15 protein-coding genes and 2 pseudogenes are annotated in these 16,202 nt (G+C 37.9%); 14 read left to right on the top strand and 3 right to left on the bottom strand.

What is annotated here, in order from left to right:
• Window positions 1–25: 25 nt before the first annotated feature.
• A complete protein-coding gene (gene guaC, locus J7E77_RS16640) occupies window positions 26–1,009 on the bottom strand; it encodes a GMP reductase (protein WP_214715809.1) in 984 nt (327 codons plus the stop codon).
• Window positions 1,010–1,294: 285 nt separating this feature from the next.
• Here guaC and J7E77_RS16635 point away from each other — a divergent pair, with 285 nt between their 5' ends.
• The 9 genes and pseudogenes from J7E77_RS16635 (at window position 1,295) to J7E77_RS16595 (ending at window position 7,476) form a co-directional block, all read left to right on the top strand.
• Complete coding sequence (locus tag J7E77_RS16635) at window positions 1,295–2,740, top strand: sensor histidine kinase (RefSeq protein WP_214715806.1); 1,446 nt, start codon at window positions 1,295–1,297, stop codon at window positions 2,738–2,740.
• Window positions 2,741–2,752: 12 nt separating this feature from the next.
• A complete protein-coding gene (locus tag J7E77_RS16630) occupies window positions 2,753–3,445 on the top strand; it encodes a response regulator transcription factor (RefSeq protein WP_214715804.1) in 693 nt (230 codons plus the stop codon).
• A 15-nt stretch (window positions 3,446–3,460) separates the two neighbouring features.
• Window positions 3,461–3,982, top strand: a complete 522-nt coding sequence (locus J7E77_RS16625) for a hypothetical protein (RefSeq protein WP_214715802.1) — start codon at window positions 3,461–3,463, stop codon at window positions 3,980–3,982.
• Window positions 3,983–4,076: 94 nt separating this feature from the next.
• A complete protein-coding gene (locus J7E77_RS16620) occupies window positions 4,077–4,736 on the top strand; it encodes a DUF2306 domain-containing protein (RefSeq protein WP_214715800.1) in 660 nt (219 codons plus the stop codon).
• Between the two features lie 162 nt (window positions 4,737–4,898).
• Window positions 4,899–5,273, top strand: a complete 375-nt coding sequence (locus tag J7E77_RS16615) for a transposase (RefSeq protein ID WP_214715798.1) — start codon at window positions 4,899–4,901, stop codon at window positions 5,271–5,273.
• Window positions 5,212–5,457 carry an IS200/IS605 family accessory protein TnpB-related protein gene (locus J7E77_RS16610; RefSeq protein WP_308160658.1) on the top strand — a complete coding sequence of 82 codons (246 nt, stop codon included), beginning with the start codon at window positions 5,212–5,214 and terminating at the stop codon, window positions 5,455–5,457. Before J7E77_RS16615 ends, J7E77_RS16610 begins: the two co-directional genes overlap by 62 nt.
• A gap of 340 nt (window positions 5,458–5,797) precedes the next feature.
• A pseudogene (locus J7E77_RS31210) lies at window positions 5,798–5,905 on the top strand (DUF3658 domain-containing protein); the annotation flags it as partial.
• A gap of 759 nt (window positions 5,906–6,664) precedes the next feature.
• Complete coding sequence (fbpA, locus tag J7E77_RS16600) at window positions 6,665–6,865, top strand: Fur-regulated basic protein FbpA (RefSeq protein WP_214715796.1); 201 nt, start codon at window positions 6,665–6,667, stop codon at window positions 6,863–6,865.
• A gap of 326 nt (window positions 6,866–7,191) precedes the next feature.
• Window positions 7,192–7,476: a hypothetical protein gene (locus J7E77_RS16595; protein WP_214715795.1), complete on the top strand. Its 285-nt coding sequence runs from the start codon at window positions 7,192–7,194 to the stop codon at window positions 7,474–7,476.
• A gap of 143 nt (window positions 7,477–7,619) precedes the next feature.
• Here J7E77_RS16595 and J7E77_RS16590 read toward each other — a convergent pair whose 3' ends face one another.
• Window positions 7,620–8,894, bottom strand: a complete 1,275-nt coding sequence (locus J7E77_RS16590) for an RNA-guided endonuclease InsQ/TnpB family protein (RefSeq protein ID WP_214715794.1) — start codon at window positions 8,892–8,894, stop codon at window positions 7,620–7,622.
• Between the two features lie 282 nt (window positions 8,895–9,176).
• The gene (locus tag J7E77_RS16585; RefSeq protein WP_214715793.1) at window positions 9,177–10,088 is read right to left on the bottom strand and encodes an EamA family transporter; all 912 of its coding nucleotides are present in this window, start codon (window positions 10,086–10,088) and stop codon (window positions 9,177–9,179) included.
• Between the two features lie 466 nt (window positions 10,089–10,554).
• Here J7E77_RS16585 and J7E77_RS16580 point away from each other — a divergent pair.
• The 5 genes and pseudogenes from J7E77_RS16580 to J7E77_RS16560 all read left to right on the top strand — a co-directional run bounded on the left by J7E77_RS16580 (window position 10,555) and on the right by J7E77_RS16560 (window position 16,065).
• Window positions 10,555–11,458: pseudogene (locus J7E77_RS16580) on the top strand (VanW family protein).
• 140 nt (window positions 11,459–11,598) lie between these two features.
• Window positions 11,599–12,108: a protease inhibitor I9 family protein gene (locus tag J7E77_RS16575; protein ID WP_251026619.1), complete on the top strand. Its 510-nt coding sequence runs from the start codon at window positions 11,599–11,601 to the stop codon at window positions 12,106–12,108.
• A gap of 84 nt (window positions 12,109–12,192) precedes the next feature.
• Entirely contained in the window at window positions 12,193–13,734 is a 1,542-nt protein-coding gene (locus J7E77_RS16570; RefSeq protein WP_214715792.1) for a spore germination protein, read from the top strand.
• A gap of 8 nt (window positions 13,735–13,742) precedes the next feature.
• A complete protein-coding gene (locus J7E77_RS16565; RefSeq protein ID WP_214715790.1) occupies window positions 13,743–14,852 on the top strand; it encodes a GerAB/ArcD/ProY family transporter in 1,110 nt (369 codons plus the stop codon).
• Entirely contained in the window at window positions 14,827–16,065 is a 1,239-nt protein-coding gene (locus J7E77_RS16560; RefSeq protein ID WP_214715788.1) for a Ger(x)C family spore germination protein, read from the top strand. The genes J7E77_RS16565 and J7E77_RS16560 overlap by 26 nt, the downstream gene beginning before the upstream one ends.
• The last annotated feature ends 137 nt before the right edge of the window (window positions 16,066–16,202 follow it).

Genomic DNA, 16,202 nt, shown 5'->3' with positions numbered 1-16,202 from the left:
GTTTATACAAAATTCTTCAAACCCTTTAATAGACCTTATCCCCATTAAAGATTGAATTCTTAACAACCACATAATCTACATTACGGATGGCTGCTAACTTATTTCCTCCTGCGTAAGAAATAGAGGATTGAAGGTCTTGCTCCATTTCTATCAAAGTTTCTTTTAAAGAGCCTTTGTACTCAACAAACATTTTTTTGCCTTCTACATTTTTCTTTTCCCCTTTTTGAAATTCCGAGGCAGAACCAAAGTATTCTTTATAACACTTACCATCTTTCTCGATCGTTTCACCTGGGGATTCTTCATGCCCAGCAAATAAGGAGCCAATCATCACCATGGTTGCCCCGAAACGAATCGACTTGGCGATATCACCATGCGTGCGGATCCCTCCGTCGGCAATAATCGGCTTACTTGCTGCCTTTGCACACCAACGCAGTGCAGCTAATTGCCAGCCGCCTGTCCCAAATCCAGTCTTAATCTTAGTGATACATACCTTCCCAGGTCCGATCCCAACTTTCGTCGCATCCGCACCGGCATGCTCTAATTCTCTGACTGCTTCTGGAGTTCCAACATTTCCTGCAATCACAAAGCTGTTAGGTATGTACTTCTTAATATGCTGAATCATTTTAATAACCGCATTGGAATGACCATGTGCGATATCAATGGTTATGAATTCGGGTGAAATCTGTTCCTCCGCTAATTGTTGGATAAATTGGTACTCCTCCTCTTTAACTCCAACACTGATAGATGCCATTAACCCACGTGATTTCATATCTTTAATAAAAGATAATCGCTTACCTGGTTCAAAACGATGCATGATATAAAAGTAACCATTTTCCGCTAAGTAAATCGCGATCTTTTCGTCGATAATCGTCTGCATATTTGCTGTCACCACTGGCAGCTTAAATGTATGCCCGCCTAAGGATACTGTGGTATCACACTCAGAGCGGCTATTTACGACACTTTTTGCCGGAATCAATTGGATATCCTCATAATCAAATACATTTTCCATGATTTGCCTCCTTAAAAACAAACAGTAATTAGCTTAAATGTTCACTCAATGCAAAGATAGGGTTATCGGTTTCAATTGGTCTTATACATAGAGCTAATTCAATGATAGTCCTTTTTGGAATCAACTACACTGTTCAAATAATTTTTATACTTTTTTTAGGATTGGTTTAGAAGGGATTTATAATTCCCGGTTATGATAAATAACAGAAAGCGTTGGCTAGCCTAGTTTGGAGATGTATCTGGGTTCATTCTGTTCGAGAAAAAACAGATTTAAGGAGATTTGCTCATGTCGATTAAGACGAGACTACTGTTATCCTATATGGCCATGACCTTTATTCCTATCGTGTTGTTTGCCTTAATTGCAACTACGCTTGTTTTAGCTTTTTATAAGGATATGGCAGGAACCGGGGATGGTAAGGGGATGCCAGCCTTTTGGGAAATGGCCAATCAACGCCGAGACCTGATTGCAGGCGTGAAGTTTATGACAAAAACAGACCCTGATCGCTTCAACGACAACGAGTTCCTGAAAAGCACGGACGAACAATTGAATCGATTCCATTCAGGACTCGTGGTAATGAAGAATAATCAAGTTAGTTACAATTCCCCTTTCGTGAACAGTCTTGACCTAAAAACTGAGGTTCAGGAGCTGCAAACAAGTCAGTCTCAAAATCGTTGGGGAAAAAGTCGTTTTACTGTGGAAAAGTACAATATCACCTTTAGCAATCGCGTTTCCGGTACGGTATATATACTTTCTGATATATATCCTTTTTTCATGGAAGCAAAAAAGTTTTTCCCGATGCTGGTTTTGTCACTACTTCTGGTCATTGGACTAACCAATGGTGTTCTTACCATTTTAGTTTCCCGCAGTTTTATCAAACCTTTGTATACTTTAAAACATGCTGCGGATCAAATTAAAAAAGGGAATCTGGATTACGAGGTGAAGTTGGAACGCAAAGATGAAATCGGAGAATTGGGGGCTTCATTTGAAGAAATGCGTGCACGCTTGCTCGAGTCTATTGACCTTCAATTACAGTATGAAGAGAACCGGAAAGAACTCATTTCTAATATTTCACATGACCTAAAAACACCGATTACCGGAATTAAAGCTTGCGTTCAAGGCATTCAAGATGGTATCGCGGATACAGTTCCGAAAAGAAATAAATATATGAATATGATTGCGAAAAAGGCAGAAGATATGGATCATTTGATTGACGAATTGATGTTGTATTCTAAGCTTGATCTAAAACGACTGCCATTTCATGTGGAGCCAATGGACATTCAAGGGTATTTGCGGAATTTTATCGAAGAATTACGTCTCGACCCGCGAATGGAGGATATTAAGATTACGTTCTCTTCCGTCAGCGACAGACCGGTTCTCGTTATGGGAGACCATGAAAAGCTGAGCAGGGTAATGATGAATATAATCGACAACAGCTTAAAATATATGAACAAGCAACAAAAGGAAATTAAGGTGGAATTGTTCGACGACAAGGCAAAAGCAACGGTACACATTCGCGATAACGGTCCTGGAATTGACAGCGCAGAACTTCTCCATATTTTCAATCGATTTTACCGGGTAGATCCATCGAGGAATACAGATACAGGAGGCTCAGGACTCGGTCTTGCCATTGTCAAACAAATGGTGGAAGGGCAAGGAGGAAACGTTTGGGCCGAAAGTCAATTAGGGGAAGGGACCAGCATGTATTTTACGTTGCCAAAGATACAATCATGAGGGTGAGCACGAGTGAAACGAATTTTGATTATCGAGGACGATCAGGTCATTGTGGAAGTGGAAAAAGATTATTTAGAAGCAAGCGGCTTTGAAGTGGAGCTTGCTACAAGCGGGGATTTAGGTCTAAAAAAGGCCTTGGAAGAGGAATATGATTTGATCATTCTCGACCTTATGCTTCCCAATACAGATGGATTTGAAATCTGCAGGCACGTTCGACAAGCGAAAAACATCCCAATTTTAATGGTTTCCGCCAAAAAGGAAGAAATCGATAAAATACGCGGCCTCGGCCTCGGTGCAGATGATTATATGACCAAGCCCTTTAGTGTCGGCGAGCTGATCGCACGGGTCAAAGCGCATCTTGCCCGTTATGACCGGTTAATGACTGATAACTTGGGGAGACAAAAAGACGAAATTCAAATCAGAGGAATTCGTATGGATAAGTTATCTCGAAAAGTGTTCGTGAATGAAACGGAAATCCCGTTTACCTCGAAAGAGTTTGACCTATTACTATTTTTAGCCATACATCCGAACCGTGTGTTCAGAAAAGATGAGTTGTTTGAAAAAATCTGGGGACTGGATTCCATGGGAGACAACGCCACGGTAACAGTTTTTATTAGCAAATTACGTGAAAAAATTGAAACGAACCCATCCAATCCTCAATATATTGAGACGATTTGGGGTGTCGGGTATCGGTTTAATGTATAACAAGGGGTGAATGGTATGAGGAAATTGAATCTTACCCAGAGAAGATGGCTGATCATCTTACATTTATTATTTGCAGCGATCATGTTCGGGGTGGCCATTGTTTTTTTAATTTTGAGTATAACCGCGGCTAACACGAACGATGCTGGTGTGCTCAAGGCGTGTTATATAAGTATGCATATGCTAGCCCAGACATCGGTTCGTGCATCCACGATTGGCACGGTGGTAACGGGAATATTACTATCTGTGCTGACGCAGTGGGGATTGTTCAAATTTTACTGGATTATCGTCAAAGAAGGTTTGACGGTCCTCTCGATTCTATTGGGTCCTTTCGCAATGTATACCTTAACGCTAAAAGCGGTAACGTTGACAACTAGTGGAGGGCTAAACGCTCTTATGGATCCATCGTCCACAGTAAACAAGTGGCAGCTATGGATCGGAATTATCCTTCAGATTATTTCGCTTGGTGCGATGTTCGTGATTTCAGTTTTTAAACCATGGGGACAGCGAAAACAGAAAAAAGCATCGAACCTTGCTTGAAGATGAAGGGGAGAAGAGACATGATTAAGAAATTAGGAAAGAAAAAAGGGAACAGCAGAAGAGATTCGGTTGAATAGTCTGGAGTGTGTAAGTAGTGAAACCTAAAAAAAGTTGGTGGATTTTATTTATTATCTCATTAGGAGTCATCATTCCTTTTGTGGTTCCTTATTTAACACTAAATCCCGCCAATAGCCGAGTATCTATCACATCGGCTGGCATGCAATTTCCTTTGTTAGTTGCTCATATTGTAACGGCATGTGTGGCGTTACTATCCGGTTTTTTTCAATTCTTAGAACATTTTCGAATCAAAAAACCAAAAGTCCATCGCTATCTCGGAAGAGCGTATGTAGGCAGTGTATTAATTAGCGGAGTGCTTGGACTAGTATATGTTTCTTATATTGAAAATTTCGCGAAAGCCACTTCGTTTCTAGTCTTATCGCTCATCTGGCTATTTACCAGCTGGAAAGGATATCAAACCGCAATAAGAAAACAATTTGCAGATCATCACAAATGGATGATTCGAAGTTTTGGTGTCACGTTAGTAGCAGTAAGCGGCCGAATAGTGGTGCCAGTTTTGCTGCTAACCTATTACACGTTAAATGGCTTCTCCCTTCCTGATGGGAGAGAGAAGATGGTCGAGGAAGTTTTAAATGTAAATATATGGGTAGGGCTAATAGCTAATTTCATTGTCGTTGAGTGGGGAATCCTTCGTAAAGGTGTCAGGCACCATGTGAAAAATTCACATGGTGCCTGACACCTAAAACTAATAAATTGTTTGATTAGAATGTTGATAGAGTGTAAATAATCGAGAAAGAGGGATTTTTAGAAGGTTGATTGAAATATATTTAAAGGGGGCTGGTCCCCTGATGGTAAACTACAACAAGTGCGGATTGTCCCGTCCTACGGGCGGTATGTAATGGAAGTTGTTTTTAAAAGTGAACAGGAAAAGGAGATCAAACGATCCGAAAAACAATTAAATGAGTGGGTATTTGAGCCGAAACGAGTAATGGGTATTGATTTAGGAGTAGATAACCTGGCAACTATCATCGATAACACGGGGCTAAAGCCTCTGCTTATCAAGGGCAAATGGTTAAAATCGATCAATCAATACTATAACAAATTAAGAGCCAAATACATGAGTATCCTTCGAAATGGAAAAGGACCAAAGGAAGGGAAGTTTCACACGACAAGATTAATTTCCATTAGACCGAAAAAGAAACAATCGAGTCATGGATTTTTTACATATGGCCAGTGCAAAAGTGGTCGAGATTGCTCAAGAAAGAACCATTGATACAATCATCATAGGTAAAAATGAGGGTTGGAAGATGGAGGTTGATATGCAAAAGACTACAAAACAAACCTTCATACAAATCCCATATGCCACTTTCATAGGAATGATTCGATACAAAGCAGAACGACATGGAATTCAAGTCATTGTCGGAGAGAAAGCTATACCTCTAAATCTAGTTTCTTGAATCATGACCCGATTCCAACTTACGGGGAAGAGCACCAAACTAATTTTAGCGGGTATAGAAGCAGTCGAGCTTTTTACAAAATCAAAGGTTCTAAGATTTTGATCCATGCCGATGTGAATGGAGCTTTTAATATTGTCCGTAAACATACCAAGGATGTCTTCGAAGGACTGGAAAGAAAACAGTTCCTCCAATCCCCACGAAAAATAATCATCATGAAGAAAAGAAAGGCAAAGCTGAAGGCCCAGGCCTGATGTAGTAGAGGGACTTGTGGTAGCCCTTGTAAAGACAATGCGGCTTTAAAGCCTATTCTTTCGAAACCCCTAGCTTCAGCTATGGGGATACGCATTTAGAATATCGAATCCGGCATTTAATTTATAGTGGATTCCTTGAATTAAAAGGGATACCTAGATCGATGCGGCACTACAGTGTAAAATTACGAGAAAAATAGACCTGAAAAAAATTGTAAATTTTCCAATTATTGATTGACAGGGTAAATCCAAGGATGTTAATATCATATTAAGTAATCAGATAAGTATTATCGGAATTAAAAGCGATGAATCGAAATGCATTTGCACTTGTTAATAAAATAAACATAGTTAGCCAGTCAACTGGAGACACAAATTCAAGTGTCTTCTTTTTGTTTATAAAAATTCAAACACTAGTCGACTATTCGGATAGAGACTTCTCGCACCCATGAGAAGTCTCTTTTTTTATCTAAATTAAAGATTGAGACGATTAGAGAGTCAATTGTGTTTGGATAAGTATTGGCTTCAATGGCATCCTAATTATAACCAGGTAAAAAATCGTTAATATTTCTATTTTTATCGCTTATTTCTAAAAGATTGTTTTTTTAAAATTCGCCCATTAAGGCTCAAAATTCGCCCATTGAAGTCAATAATTCGCTCATTAATGCTCAAAATTCGCTCATAAAACTCAAAAATTCGCCCATTGAATTGAAGGCGAGATAAATTTCAACCAAACAGAGTGTAATTTTACACAAAATATGAGTCTCCTTGAGTTATAACAACATTTTTTACGAGAAAAAGTATTTTTATAGACAGCGATTGTGAACAGAATGGCAAGAATGCAAAATGGATGAAAACTGGAACTCACGAAAGTGGAAAAATCATTTGGTAAAAAGATTTTAATTTGAATGATTGGATTGCTAAGTAAACTTTTCTCTAAAGCAAATAAAGGAGAGGATTTCATGGAAAATATACTTCGAAATGCTGTGGAACAAAGAAGGAAAACATTAATTAACATTCTGCTTACCTTTAAAATCTTTGATAGTGAAGAACTGCTTTTGAAGTTACCTTTAACAGAGTTAGAAAATGAATACAAAAGATTAAAGTCGAATTGTCATCCTCATAGTGATACAGGCTCGATTCAATGGAAAAATAAAATATAAACTTAGGGCGAACAGTGACATTCACTGTTCGCCTATTTACTTACTTTTAATAAAATTTGTAAATCTTGTTTGTTTGTGAAACTAAGCCAGTTATTTGCTAAGCATTCCACCAGCCTAGTTTTTCAATAATCTCTGCATATTTGCAGGCACCAAAGGAAACTTAAACGTATACCTTCTAAGGATACGGTTGTATCACACGCAGATACTGAATTCAAACATACGAAATGTGCTAACGATAGGTAGTCACTAGCCATTGAAATGAAAGTGCGTGATTTGTTAGAATAATTTAGAACTTTATAAACCTATTTTTAAAAGGAGATACACCGATGATAAACGAAGATTATGAATTAAATTTAGTAAATAAAGCGATTGAGAATGCTCCTATTTGGTTAAATGATGACCTTGAAAGTATAGCAAAAAAGGAGAAAACCAAACTCAGAATAAGCTTTGTGATTTCTGAACTTTATTCGAGATATACATTTAGCTATCGGCATATTACCGCATCTATGAATCATAGTTCAGAATGGTCCACTACTGCCCGAGAAAGATTGAACTTCATTGATAACAATATTGACTTGATTCAGCACATGATCAAGAGAATGGAAGATTGACTTCTCCCCATGGATAAATCCAGGGGATTCTTTTTTAAACCTTCATCAAAGCCGCCTTTCGGCCGGGACTTCCAGGTCTTACTACTTCTCCAGTTCATTACGACATGTAGTAAAAACTACATACCGCAGCCCAATCATAGGCACTACGCCACTGCCCTTTGAGCCTCATTGTGCGAGACAATGGGAGCTAAAAGGACTCGGCGATACTTTGTATCTTCAATTTTAGGTAGTTCCCGATTTTTCGTTAGCTGTTTATTGATAGACTTGTCCAAAATATTCATGGCGCCTATTACATCCCGATGTCCTTCCGCGCCACAATGACAGTCGAAGTTTCGATTCCTTTGTTTGCGGAATTCTCCACATGACGGGCACGTGCCGGAAGTATAGGACTCTTCCACAAGTTGGACTTTGACTCCTCGAAGTTTTAGTTTGTATTTTATTTTTCCGATTAATTGCCCAAAACTCCAATTGGACAATTGTTGACGAATTTCTTTACGGGTTTTCCTTTCCTTTTTCGTATTCTTTTGAACGCCATCCGGTGTTCCTATATAGAGTGTTTTAATTTGGTTTTCCACACACCAATTCGTTACCATTTTCGAAATAGAATGCAATAGATACTCCATTCTCCGTTCTAGTTTTTCTAAAAAACGGCGTTTACGCAAAATGAGTTTATGCCTTTTATTCGAACCTGGCTTCTTCTGGCTAATCAGCTTCTGAAACTCTTTCAACTTTTTGTTTCTGTAGCGCTGTAACGAGCGAAGTTCTCTTCCTGTTACAATGAGGTGGATTTTTCCGTTACTTAAGACGGCCGCATGGATGAGCCCTAAATCGCAGCCTGCTTCCTTTTTACCTTGAACCTGCTTTTGTTTTGGTACTTCCACTGCTATATGCATCCAGTAGTGATTTTTGTGCCAAACGATTTCGGCACTTTTTATCGTATGGAAATCAATGTGCTTCGGTTGAGGGATCACTAAGGGGGATTGTTGTTTTCCATTGCTAAACCTGAGCTTTTTACCGGACAATGTAATCGCAGTTTTTTTATATTTAACTGAAAAGAACTTTTTGTATTTCCAAGGGTACCGCCACTGTTTCTCACCTTTTGCCCGTAACTCCCTTGTTCTTTTGCATGTTTCTTCATGTAACTCAATGATCGATTGAATCGTTTGCGAGTGTATTTTATGGGTGGTGGCATTGTACCATTGCTTTTTTTCAGATGCACTTGTCCAAACCTGATAGGCATCATATAGCCACCAATGGAGATCTAAGCAGTCATTCCACAGATTTGCTGCTTCCTTACGTAAAGTATCGACTAATCTTCTCTCCTCGTCGGTTAAGCGGAGCGGAAATTTCCGAATGACAATATCTCCTTTCGATTCTTTTTTCTTCTGTTCTTTCATGTTCTTTTTATGGGGCTCCATTTATTTTTTCACCTCCTATCAGAACACTTGTTCTATATGCTCATTATACTACTATGGAATAGTAATTGATAGTAAAAAGAAAAAATATGGCGTATATCCCCATTTCTGAAGAAAGGGGTTTTACGCCACTATTTGATAAAAGTGCTTTCCTCATTTCATAAATATAGTAATAGTAAAAGTTAAAACTTAACTGATTTTTGCCATGGAAATAGTTTACTTATCATCCTGTTTCTTCGTAAGTTTTATTATGAATTTTTCGGGTGGGGATTCCCACTCGGCATCTTATGTCAAAGATTCACTTTCTAATGAGACTGATTCCACTTTAGTTGTGGGCATTTTAACATTGCCCGCCACAATACCGCCTAAAATAAGGGCCACTCCGAGCCATTGTGACAAACTTACGTTTTCGGCTAAGACGAGCGATGACAAGATAACAGCAACCGGAAGTTCTGAGGCTGTTAATATCGTTCCAAGTCCTGGGCCGATATACTTCATTCCAATAGAAAATAAGAGTGGTGGCAAGGCTACGCCAAATAGCCCAAGGAACACTCCATACGGTGCTACTCCCATTAAAACTGGTAAATGGAATAAATCCGTTGGCGTGAAAAATAAAAAAACAGTGATCAAACCGCCAGTGGAAAGTAGAGCACTTTTCTGCACGGGTGGTGTATCTTTTTCCACGGAGCCGCTAAGAAAGATGAGAGCGGTATACGTTAAAGCGGAAAGTAGACCCCAAACTGTCCCCTGCCATGATATTTGAACGCCGCCTTCTGTAATAATGCCGGCTGCTAAAATGGAGCCAATGATTAAAATACCAATCGAAACCATTTTCCCGTTACTTGGTATTTTTTTATAAACCATCCACTCAATTAAAGAGCCAATCCATACAAATTGAAATAAAAAGATGATCGCAAGTGAAGCATCCAGGGTTTGCAGTGACTGATAATAAAATACACCTGTTAAACCAACTGGAATTCCTGATAAAAGTAATTTACCTATTTGAGGTAGAGAAAGTTTTTTCTTTTTCGAAAAAAGAGCGACCCCCCAGATTAGCAAGGTCCCAAGTAAGTATTGACTTCCTGTTACCTGTGTCACGGTAAAACCAGCCGAGTAAGCAAGCTTTACAAAGGTCGATAATACTCCGTAACAGCAGCCCCCTAAAAAAACAATTAGTGTATATTGCCAAGTTTTCATTTTTCCTACTCCTTTCATTCCATAAAAAAAGCCACACAGCTCTCATATGAAAGCTGTGTGGCGAAAATAGAGATATCTCTAGAAAAGTCCACAAACAAATGAATTTTGTTATTTAATTTGACTTTGTTACTTTAAAACAAATGAAAATGAATGTCAATGAAAATTTCTCCCAAAATAGAGTGTCCTTATTGAACCGCTCTATTTTGTTATTTCTTGCTGAAGTGGAAATAACCAAAAAAACCAGATGGGATCAGACTTCCATTACGGTGTAGTAGTGGGAGTTTGCCCTTTTTTGGCAACGCTTAATTCGAGGTTTTCACTTAAATACCAAATGACTGATCGTTCAACTGCTGTTGCAGCAGGAGCACCTTAAAATCATACCTTACTTTGTTATAAACTTGAATAACGTAAATTGTATGAAATGGATGGTTTCAATTCATATTAAATGAAAGGAGGCATCCTGGAAATGAATTTTACATGGTTATTTGGGCTATTATTTTTATCTCAACAAGTGAATATGCCAGACAGTTTATTAATCACTAACAACGGGCACCCTTTATCGGTTGTTAATTGTACTGATTTATCGATGAACTTACCTGGAGTTCCTATTATTAATACAGAAAAGTTAAAAAAATGTATGGATCAAATTGACAAACATGTTTCTAAAATGCCTAAAAATGCAATGAAAGATGAGTCCGGAAAAATTATACCCGAACATGTTGGTTACCGCTTATATCGTCAGAGGTTCACAGAAAAAGTTTTTTCTTATTATTTTAACAATGGTTCATCTAAAATAGAGGTCCCCTTACTTTGCCATTTATCCTAGAGTTGACAGTGAATTACTTGGAAATATTCAAAATGAAAAAATCGGAAAATATGTAACATCCTTCAACACGTCTAACAAAGGACGAACCAATAACATTTATCTTGCAACAGAGGCTATTAACAATTTTGTTCTTTTCCCAGGTGAAATATTTTCCTTTAATAAAGTTGTTGGAAAAAGAACAGCAGGAAAAGGATACTTGCCTGCACCAGTGATCCTAAGAGGAGAATTAGCAAAAGATATTGGCGGTGGAATCTGTCAGGTATCATCTACCCTATTTAATGCAGTAGATAATGCCGGATTAGAAGTTACTCAGCGTTCCTCACACAGCAGAAAGGTAACATACATTCCACCTGGGCGGGATGCCACCGTAAGTTGGAATGGACCAGATTTTGTTTTTAAAAATAAATACAATCAACCAATTCTAATACAATCAAAAACAGAAGGAAACAAGTTAACCATCGAGATATATTCTTCAGATGTCATTAACTATACTCCTAAAAAAGTGCCACACCTTCCTTATGATCAAAATCACCTACCCAAGTAAGGTTACGGGGTAATATAAATATTATTAAACGAAAGCTGCCTGTCTCTTGATCTGAGTGATAGGCAGTTATTTTTTGCGACAGGGTGGGTGAATACTATAGGGTAAAATTCCTTTCAGTTTAAAAAGGAGACGCAAAGATTATGATGAAGTGTTATAGTGGAGCCATTTTGGCAGTTGCCGTCCTGACTATTATGAGTGAATGTCAGGCAAGTAGTTTTGAGAATAATTTTACTTTAGATAAAGGAAAGGTGATGGAAGAAACGATGACCCCTTCAGTTCATGTAGATCCTGCCATTGACCTCTCAAGCAAACAAACCACTTCGATTATCATTGAATTTAAAACAAAACCAGCGAAAGTAGCTGTTATTGAAGCGGAAGCAAAGGGGATTGCATTAACAATAGAGGAAGCGAAGGAGCAGGTAGAAGAAAGTCATCAAACGTTTCAAAAGGAACTTCACGAGTTATTAGATAACCACCAAGTACCCTATACCGTAAGACACAAATATACAACTGCCTTTAACGGTGTTTCTATGGAATTACCCGCAAATGAAATCAAAAGGTTGGCAGAATTCTCTTCTGTCATTTCAAAAATATCTCTAAATCGAAAAATCAAACTAGACCCTCCTATTTTACCTTCTGAACAACTGTGAAAACAAAGTAAGGTTGTTCCTGCCATTCGTACATAAAGACCCCTAAAACTGGAAAACTAAATAAAAATTGGGGGTGGTTTTATAATGAGAAAAAAGGTCTTAAAGTCACTATTCAAGACATTTAATACGGAACCACAATTTCAGGAAAAGTCCAATTCACAGGAGATTGATTTAAAAAAACAAGATATCAGCAGCCATTTTGATCAAAATTTAGCGACATTTAAGTCCATTTTCAGCTTTCCTAAAAATACGGATATCAAAGTTCGCGAGTTTACCATCCGTGCCCTAAATCGCCGTGCCTTTATCATTTTCATCAGTACAATGGTCGACTTAGAGCATATTAAAGAAAGCATATTGGAAAAATTATTGGGAAACGAGCAACCTTCAGTAAAGATTCCAGATATTGTTTCATACCCAATGGCAAAGACGTCCACCAATATTGAAGAAATTACTGAATTCATTTGTGGTGGAATCACAGCACTCTTTGTGGAAGGCGATTCTCAATGCTACCTATTTGAAACCACGAAAACTCGAGGACGTTCCATTGAAAAATCAGATAATGAAGTGATTGTAAAAGGAGCAAAAGAAGCTTTTAACGAAAAGGTAGTTGACAATATTGCCTTAATCCGTAAAAAGATTAAAAATGAAAATCTTATCGTGGAAACTAAGATAATTACAAAGCGATCAAGAAACGATGTATTTCTTGTCTATCAAAAGGACCTGGCAAATGATGAACTACTTCAAACCATAAAAGATAAGTTATCTTCGCTCGATACCGATAGGATTCTCGATTTAAGTATTTTAGAGCAATACATAGAGGAACGACCGAGGTCCTTATTTCCAACGATATTATATACGGAACGACCTGACCGGGCAGCTTCATTCATTGAAGAAGGTCACGTTATTTTGTTAATGTCAAATTCACCAAGCTGTCTTGTACTGCCTTGTACCTTTTGGGCATTGTTCCATTCACCTGAAGATCATTACCTACGTACACCATATGGTAACTTTATCAGGATTTTGCGATTTCAAGCGTTATTTGTCGCCGTTTTTGCCTCTCCTATTTATATTGCGATTACAAATTATCATGTAGGGATGATCCCGCCTGATTTATTAATGGCCATTGCTGGAACTAGGGAACGAGTCCCTTTTCCATCTATTATTGAAATCTTAATGATGGAAATTGCTTTTGAACTTATTCGAGAAGCCGGATTACGGGTGCCATCCCCAATTGGCCCAACGATTGGGATTGTAGGTGCATTAATTTTAGGCCAAGCCGCTGTTCAAGCCAATATTATTAGTCCAATTGTAATCATAGTTATTGCCTTAAGTGGCTTAAGCTCTTTTATTATCAGTGATGTGAGCATGAATTTTGCTATCCGGATCACTCGCTTTTTGTTTATCTTTGCAGCTGGCTTTCTCGGTATTTATGGAGCCGCTTCTTTATTTATCCTTGGACTCTTTTATTTAGTTTCATTAAACTCATTTGGCACTCCTTACTTTGCACCCATGACGCCACATTCCTCCTCGTCAAAGGACTTACTTATCCGTCATGTTCCCTTTAAAGAAAGGTTTCGCCCAGGGTATGTAAAACCAAAGGATATGGTCAAACAAAGAAAGGGATAAAAAATCATATGAAGCAGCAACCTGGAAAACTTGGTATTCGTGAATATGTGTCCATCGCTATTTTAATGGTGGGTTCGAAAGCAAGTGAAGACACACCTGCTAAACTGTATAATCAGGTCCAAAACGCAGCATGGATGATCCCAATCATAACAGCTGGAATCGCTTTTATCCCGCTCTTTTTATTAATAAAGACTATGTCATTGTTTCAAGACAAAAATCTGTTTTCGGTTATTCAAAAATTACTCGGACGATATATTGGGTTTTTTGTTTGCCTTCTGATATTTGTCATCAACTCATTTGCGATTTCGTTCGATTCAAGAACATATACAAATATCATTAAGACGTTTTATTTTCCAACAACACCTAATGTAATTATCTATGCCCTGTTAATGGCCGTTTGTACCTATGGGGCGAAAAAAGGAATTCAGCATATCGGTTCGGTTGCCTATCTTATCATTTTTTATGCAGTCATTTCCTTGTATCTTGCCTTATTTTTAAGTACTCAAGAAAGCAGTATGCAACCCCTTTTCCCTATTTGGGGTCCTGGAAAACTAGAAATTCTGAAGCAAGGCACACTTAATCTATCCCTTTTTTCTGAACTTTTTCTGTTTGCCATGATTATACCTTACATCAAATCAAGCAAAGAATTTCGAAAAGGAACATGGATTGCCTTAGTTTATGTCAGCTTCCAATTGAGTGTCGCTATTATGGTTTACATCTGTTTGTTTGATACAGCCTTACAAGGAATTGGTTATCCATTCCACACAGCCATTCGTTTTATTTCACTGGGAACTTTTATTCCGAATATCGAAATCATCTTTTTCGTCATATGGTTACTGGCGGCATTTATTCGTTTCACAGCATTTTTGTACATCAATGCCCTTATGTTTGGTCATCTATTTAAAATTAAAGACTTTGAATTCCTGATTCCATCACTTGCGACGCTTTATTTATTGGTTGGATCCATTCCGGAATCACCTATTGATGTCAGTCTTGGTATTAAACCGATTATTTCATATGCTTCTGGACCTGCGTTTATCACCATTCCAATCATTTTATGGTTGGTCGCATTGGTAAAAGGAGAATTTAAACATGCAAAAAACAGGAACAGTATGTAAATTATTATTGCTTCTAGTCATTGTTAGCACATTAACAGGCTGTTGGGATCGTCAGGAACTTGAAGATAAAGCCTATGTGATCGGACTAGGATTAGATCACTCCAAACAAGACGGAAAAATCAAAGTCACCATGTTACTTGCCAATCCCGAAGTAGGGACTATGCAAGGGGGCGGCGGTTCAACAGAAAAGCCGCGAGAAATTGTCTCGTTTGATGCCAATGATTTCATTGCGGCAAAAGCGACAGGCAATGCCATCATCTCCCGTAATATTAGTTATGAACTATTAAAGATTATTGTGGTTTCCGAGGAATTTGCAAAAGACAAAAATTTTATTACAATCTTTTACGACGTCGTAAAAGATAAAGAGATTCGCTTGAGTAGTTATTTAGCAGTATCGAAAGAAAAGGCAAGTGAGTATTTTGTAAATAATCGTCCAAAAATGGAAACAAGGCCACATAAGTACTTTCAATTCATGGTCGATCACGGGATTGAAAATGGTTTCATTCCAGATTCTACTCTATTCCGCTTTTTTACCACATTGGAAAGAGAGACTGACCACTTTTTGGGGATGTACACAACAGCCGAAAGGGCAAAGAATCCTAAAATAAAAAGTGAAGATGAATACATGGCAGGACAAGTGGATGCATCAGGGGAACTTGATGATACACAATTTATTGGGTCCGCAGTCTTCAGGAATGGAGTGATGATAGGGAAATTAAACGGTCAAGAAACACGCACAGTTAATATTCTTGATGATACAACGGACATCAAAGATATATTGATGGATATACCAGATCCTTTTTTGAATAATCATAAGCAATTCGCAGCTAGAGTCTTAAAAATAAAAAGTAATAAAGTAAAAATGAACGTGAAGGGTGCTAGGCTAAAGATTGATATAACGATACCATTAAAGATTGAAATTATGTCAAACCCATCAATGACCAACTATGCAGAGAAAAAAAATCAGCAAATAATCAAAAAACAAATAGCTAATCATTTCAAAAAAGTAAATGAAAGGTTATTTAAAAAATCCCAAACTAAATTAAAAGGTGCACCATATACCTTATCCATGTATTCTCGAAGGTATTTTGGAACCATTCAGGAATTTAAAAAATTCAATTGGCGAAAATCGTACCTAAATGCGGACATAAGGGTGCACCCGAGTATTGAAATTATTGATTATGGGAAACAAGCAAAACCAACGAAAAGGTAGGGAATAAGGATGGGCCTATTTATTTACGTTAGTCTTTTTAGTATTACTATATACACTATTGGGTTTGCAGTCTCCTTATGGAAGGGAAAACAAAAGATGAGTGCAGTGGCTGTTTTTTTCCTCACCATTTGTATGAT

The organism is Bacillus sp. ISL-77 (genome assembly GCF_018613105.1).
Note: the sequence above shows the minus strand (reverse complement) of the source record. Positions and strands in the feature narration are given on the sequence as shown.

What these genes read in the sequence shown, in the direction of transcription:
- J7E77_RS16635 (WP_214715806.1), top strand. Translation starts at nt 1,295, where the DNA reads ATGTCGATTAAGACGAGACTACTGTTATCCTATATGGCCATGACCTTT.
- guaC (WP_214715809.1), bottom strand. Translation starts at nt 1,009, where the DNA reads ATGGAAAATGTATTTGATTATGAGGATATCCAATTGATTCCGGCAAAA.
- J7E77_RS16585 (WP_214715793.1), bottom strand. Translation starts at nt 10,088, where the DNA reads ATGAAAACTTGGCAATATACACTAATTGTTTTTTTAGGGGGCTGCTGT.
- fbpA (WP_214715796.1), top strand. Translation starts at nt 6,665, where the DNA reads ATGGAAAATATACTTCGAAATGCTGTGGAACAAAGAAGGAAAACATTA.
- J7E77_RS16560 (WP_214715788.1), top strand. Translation starts at nt 14,827, where the DNA reads ATGCAAAAAACAGGAACAGTATGTAAATTATTATTGCTTCTAGTCATT.
- J7E77_RS16570 (WP_214715792.1), top strand. Translation starts at nt 12,193, where the DNA reads ATGAGAAAAAAGGTCTTAAAGTCACTATTCAAGACATTTAATACGGAA.
- J7E77_RS16565 (WP_214715790.1), top strand. Translation starts at nt 13,743, where the DNA reads ATGAAGCAGCAACCTGGAAAACTTGGTATTCGTGAATATGTGTCCATC.
- J7E77_RS16610 (WP_308160658.1), top strand. Translation starts at nt 5,212, where the DNA reads ATGGATTTTTTACATATGGCCAGTGCAAAAGTGGTCGAGATTGCTCAA.
- J7E77_RS16615 (WP_214715798.1), top strand. Translation starts at nt 4,899, where the DNA reads ATGGAAGTTGTTTTTAAAAGTGAACAGGAAAAGGAGATCAAACGATCC.
- J7E77_RS16590 (WP_214715794.1), bottom strand. Translation starts at nt 8,894, where the DNA reads ATGGAGCCCCATAAAAAGAACATGAAAGAACAGAAGAAAAAAGAATCG.
- J7E77_RS16595 (WP_214715795.1), top strand. Translation starts at nt 7,192, where the DNA reads ATGATAAACGAAGATTATGAATTAAATTTAGTAAATAAAGCGATTGAG.
- J7E77_RS16575 (WP_251026619.1), top strand. Translation starts at nt 11,599, where the DNA reads ATGATGAAGTGTTATAGTGGAGCCATTTTGGCAGTTGCCGTCCTGACT.
- J7E77_RS16625 (WP_214715802.1), top strand. Translation starts at nt 3,461, where the DNA reads ATGAGGAAATTGAATCTTACCCAGAGAAGATGGCTGATCATCTTACAT.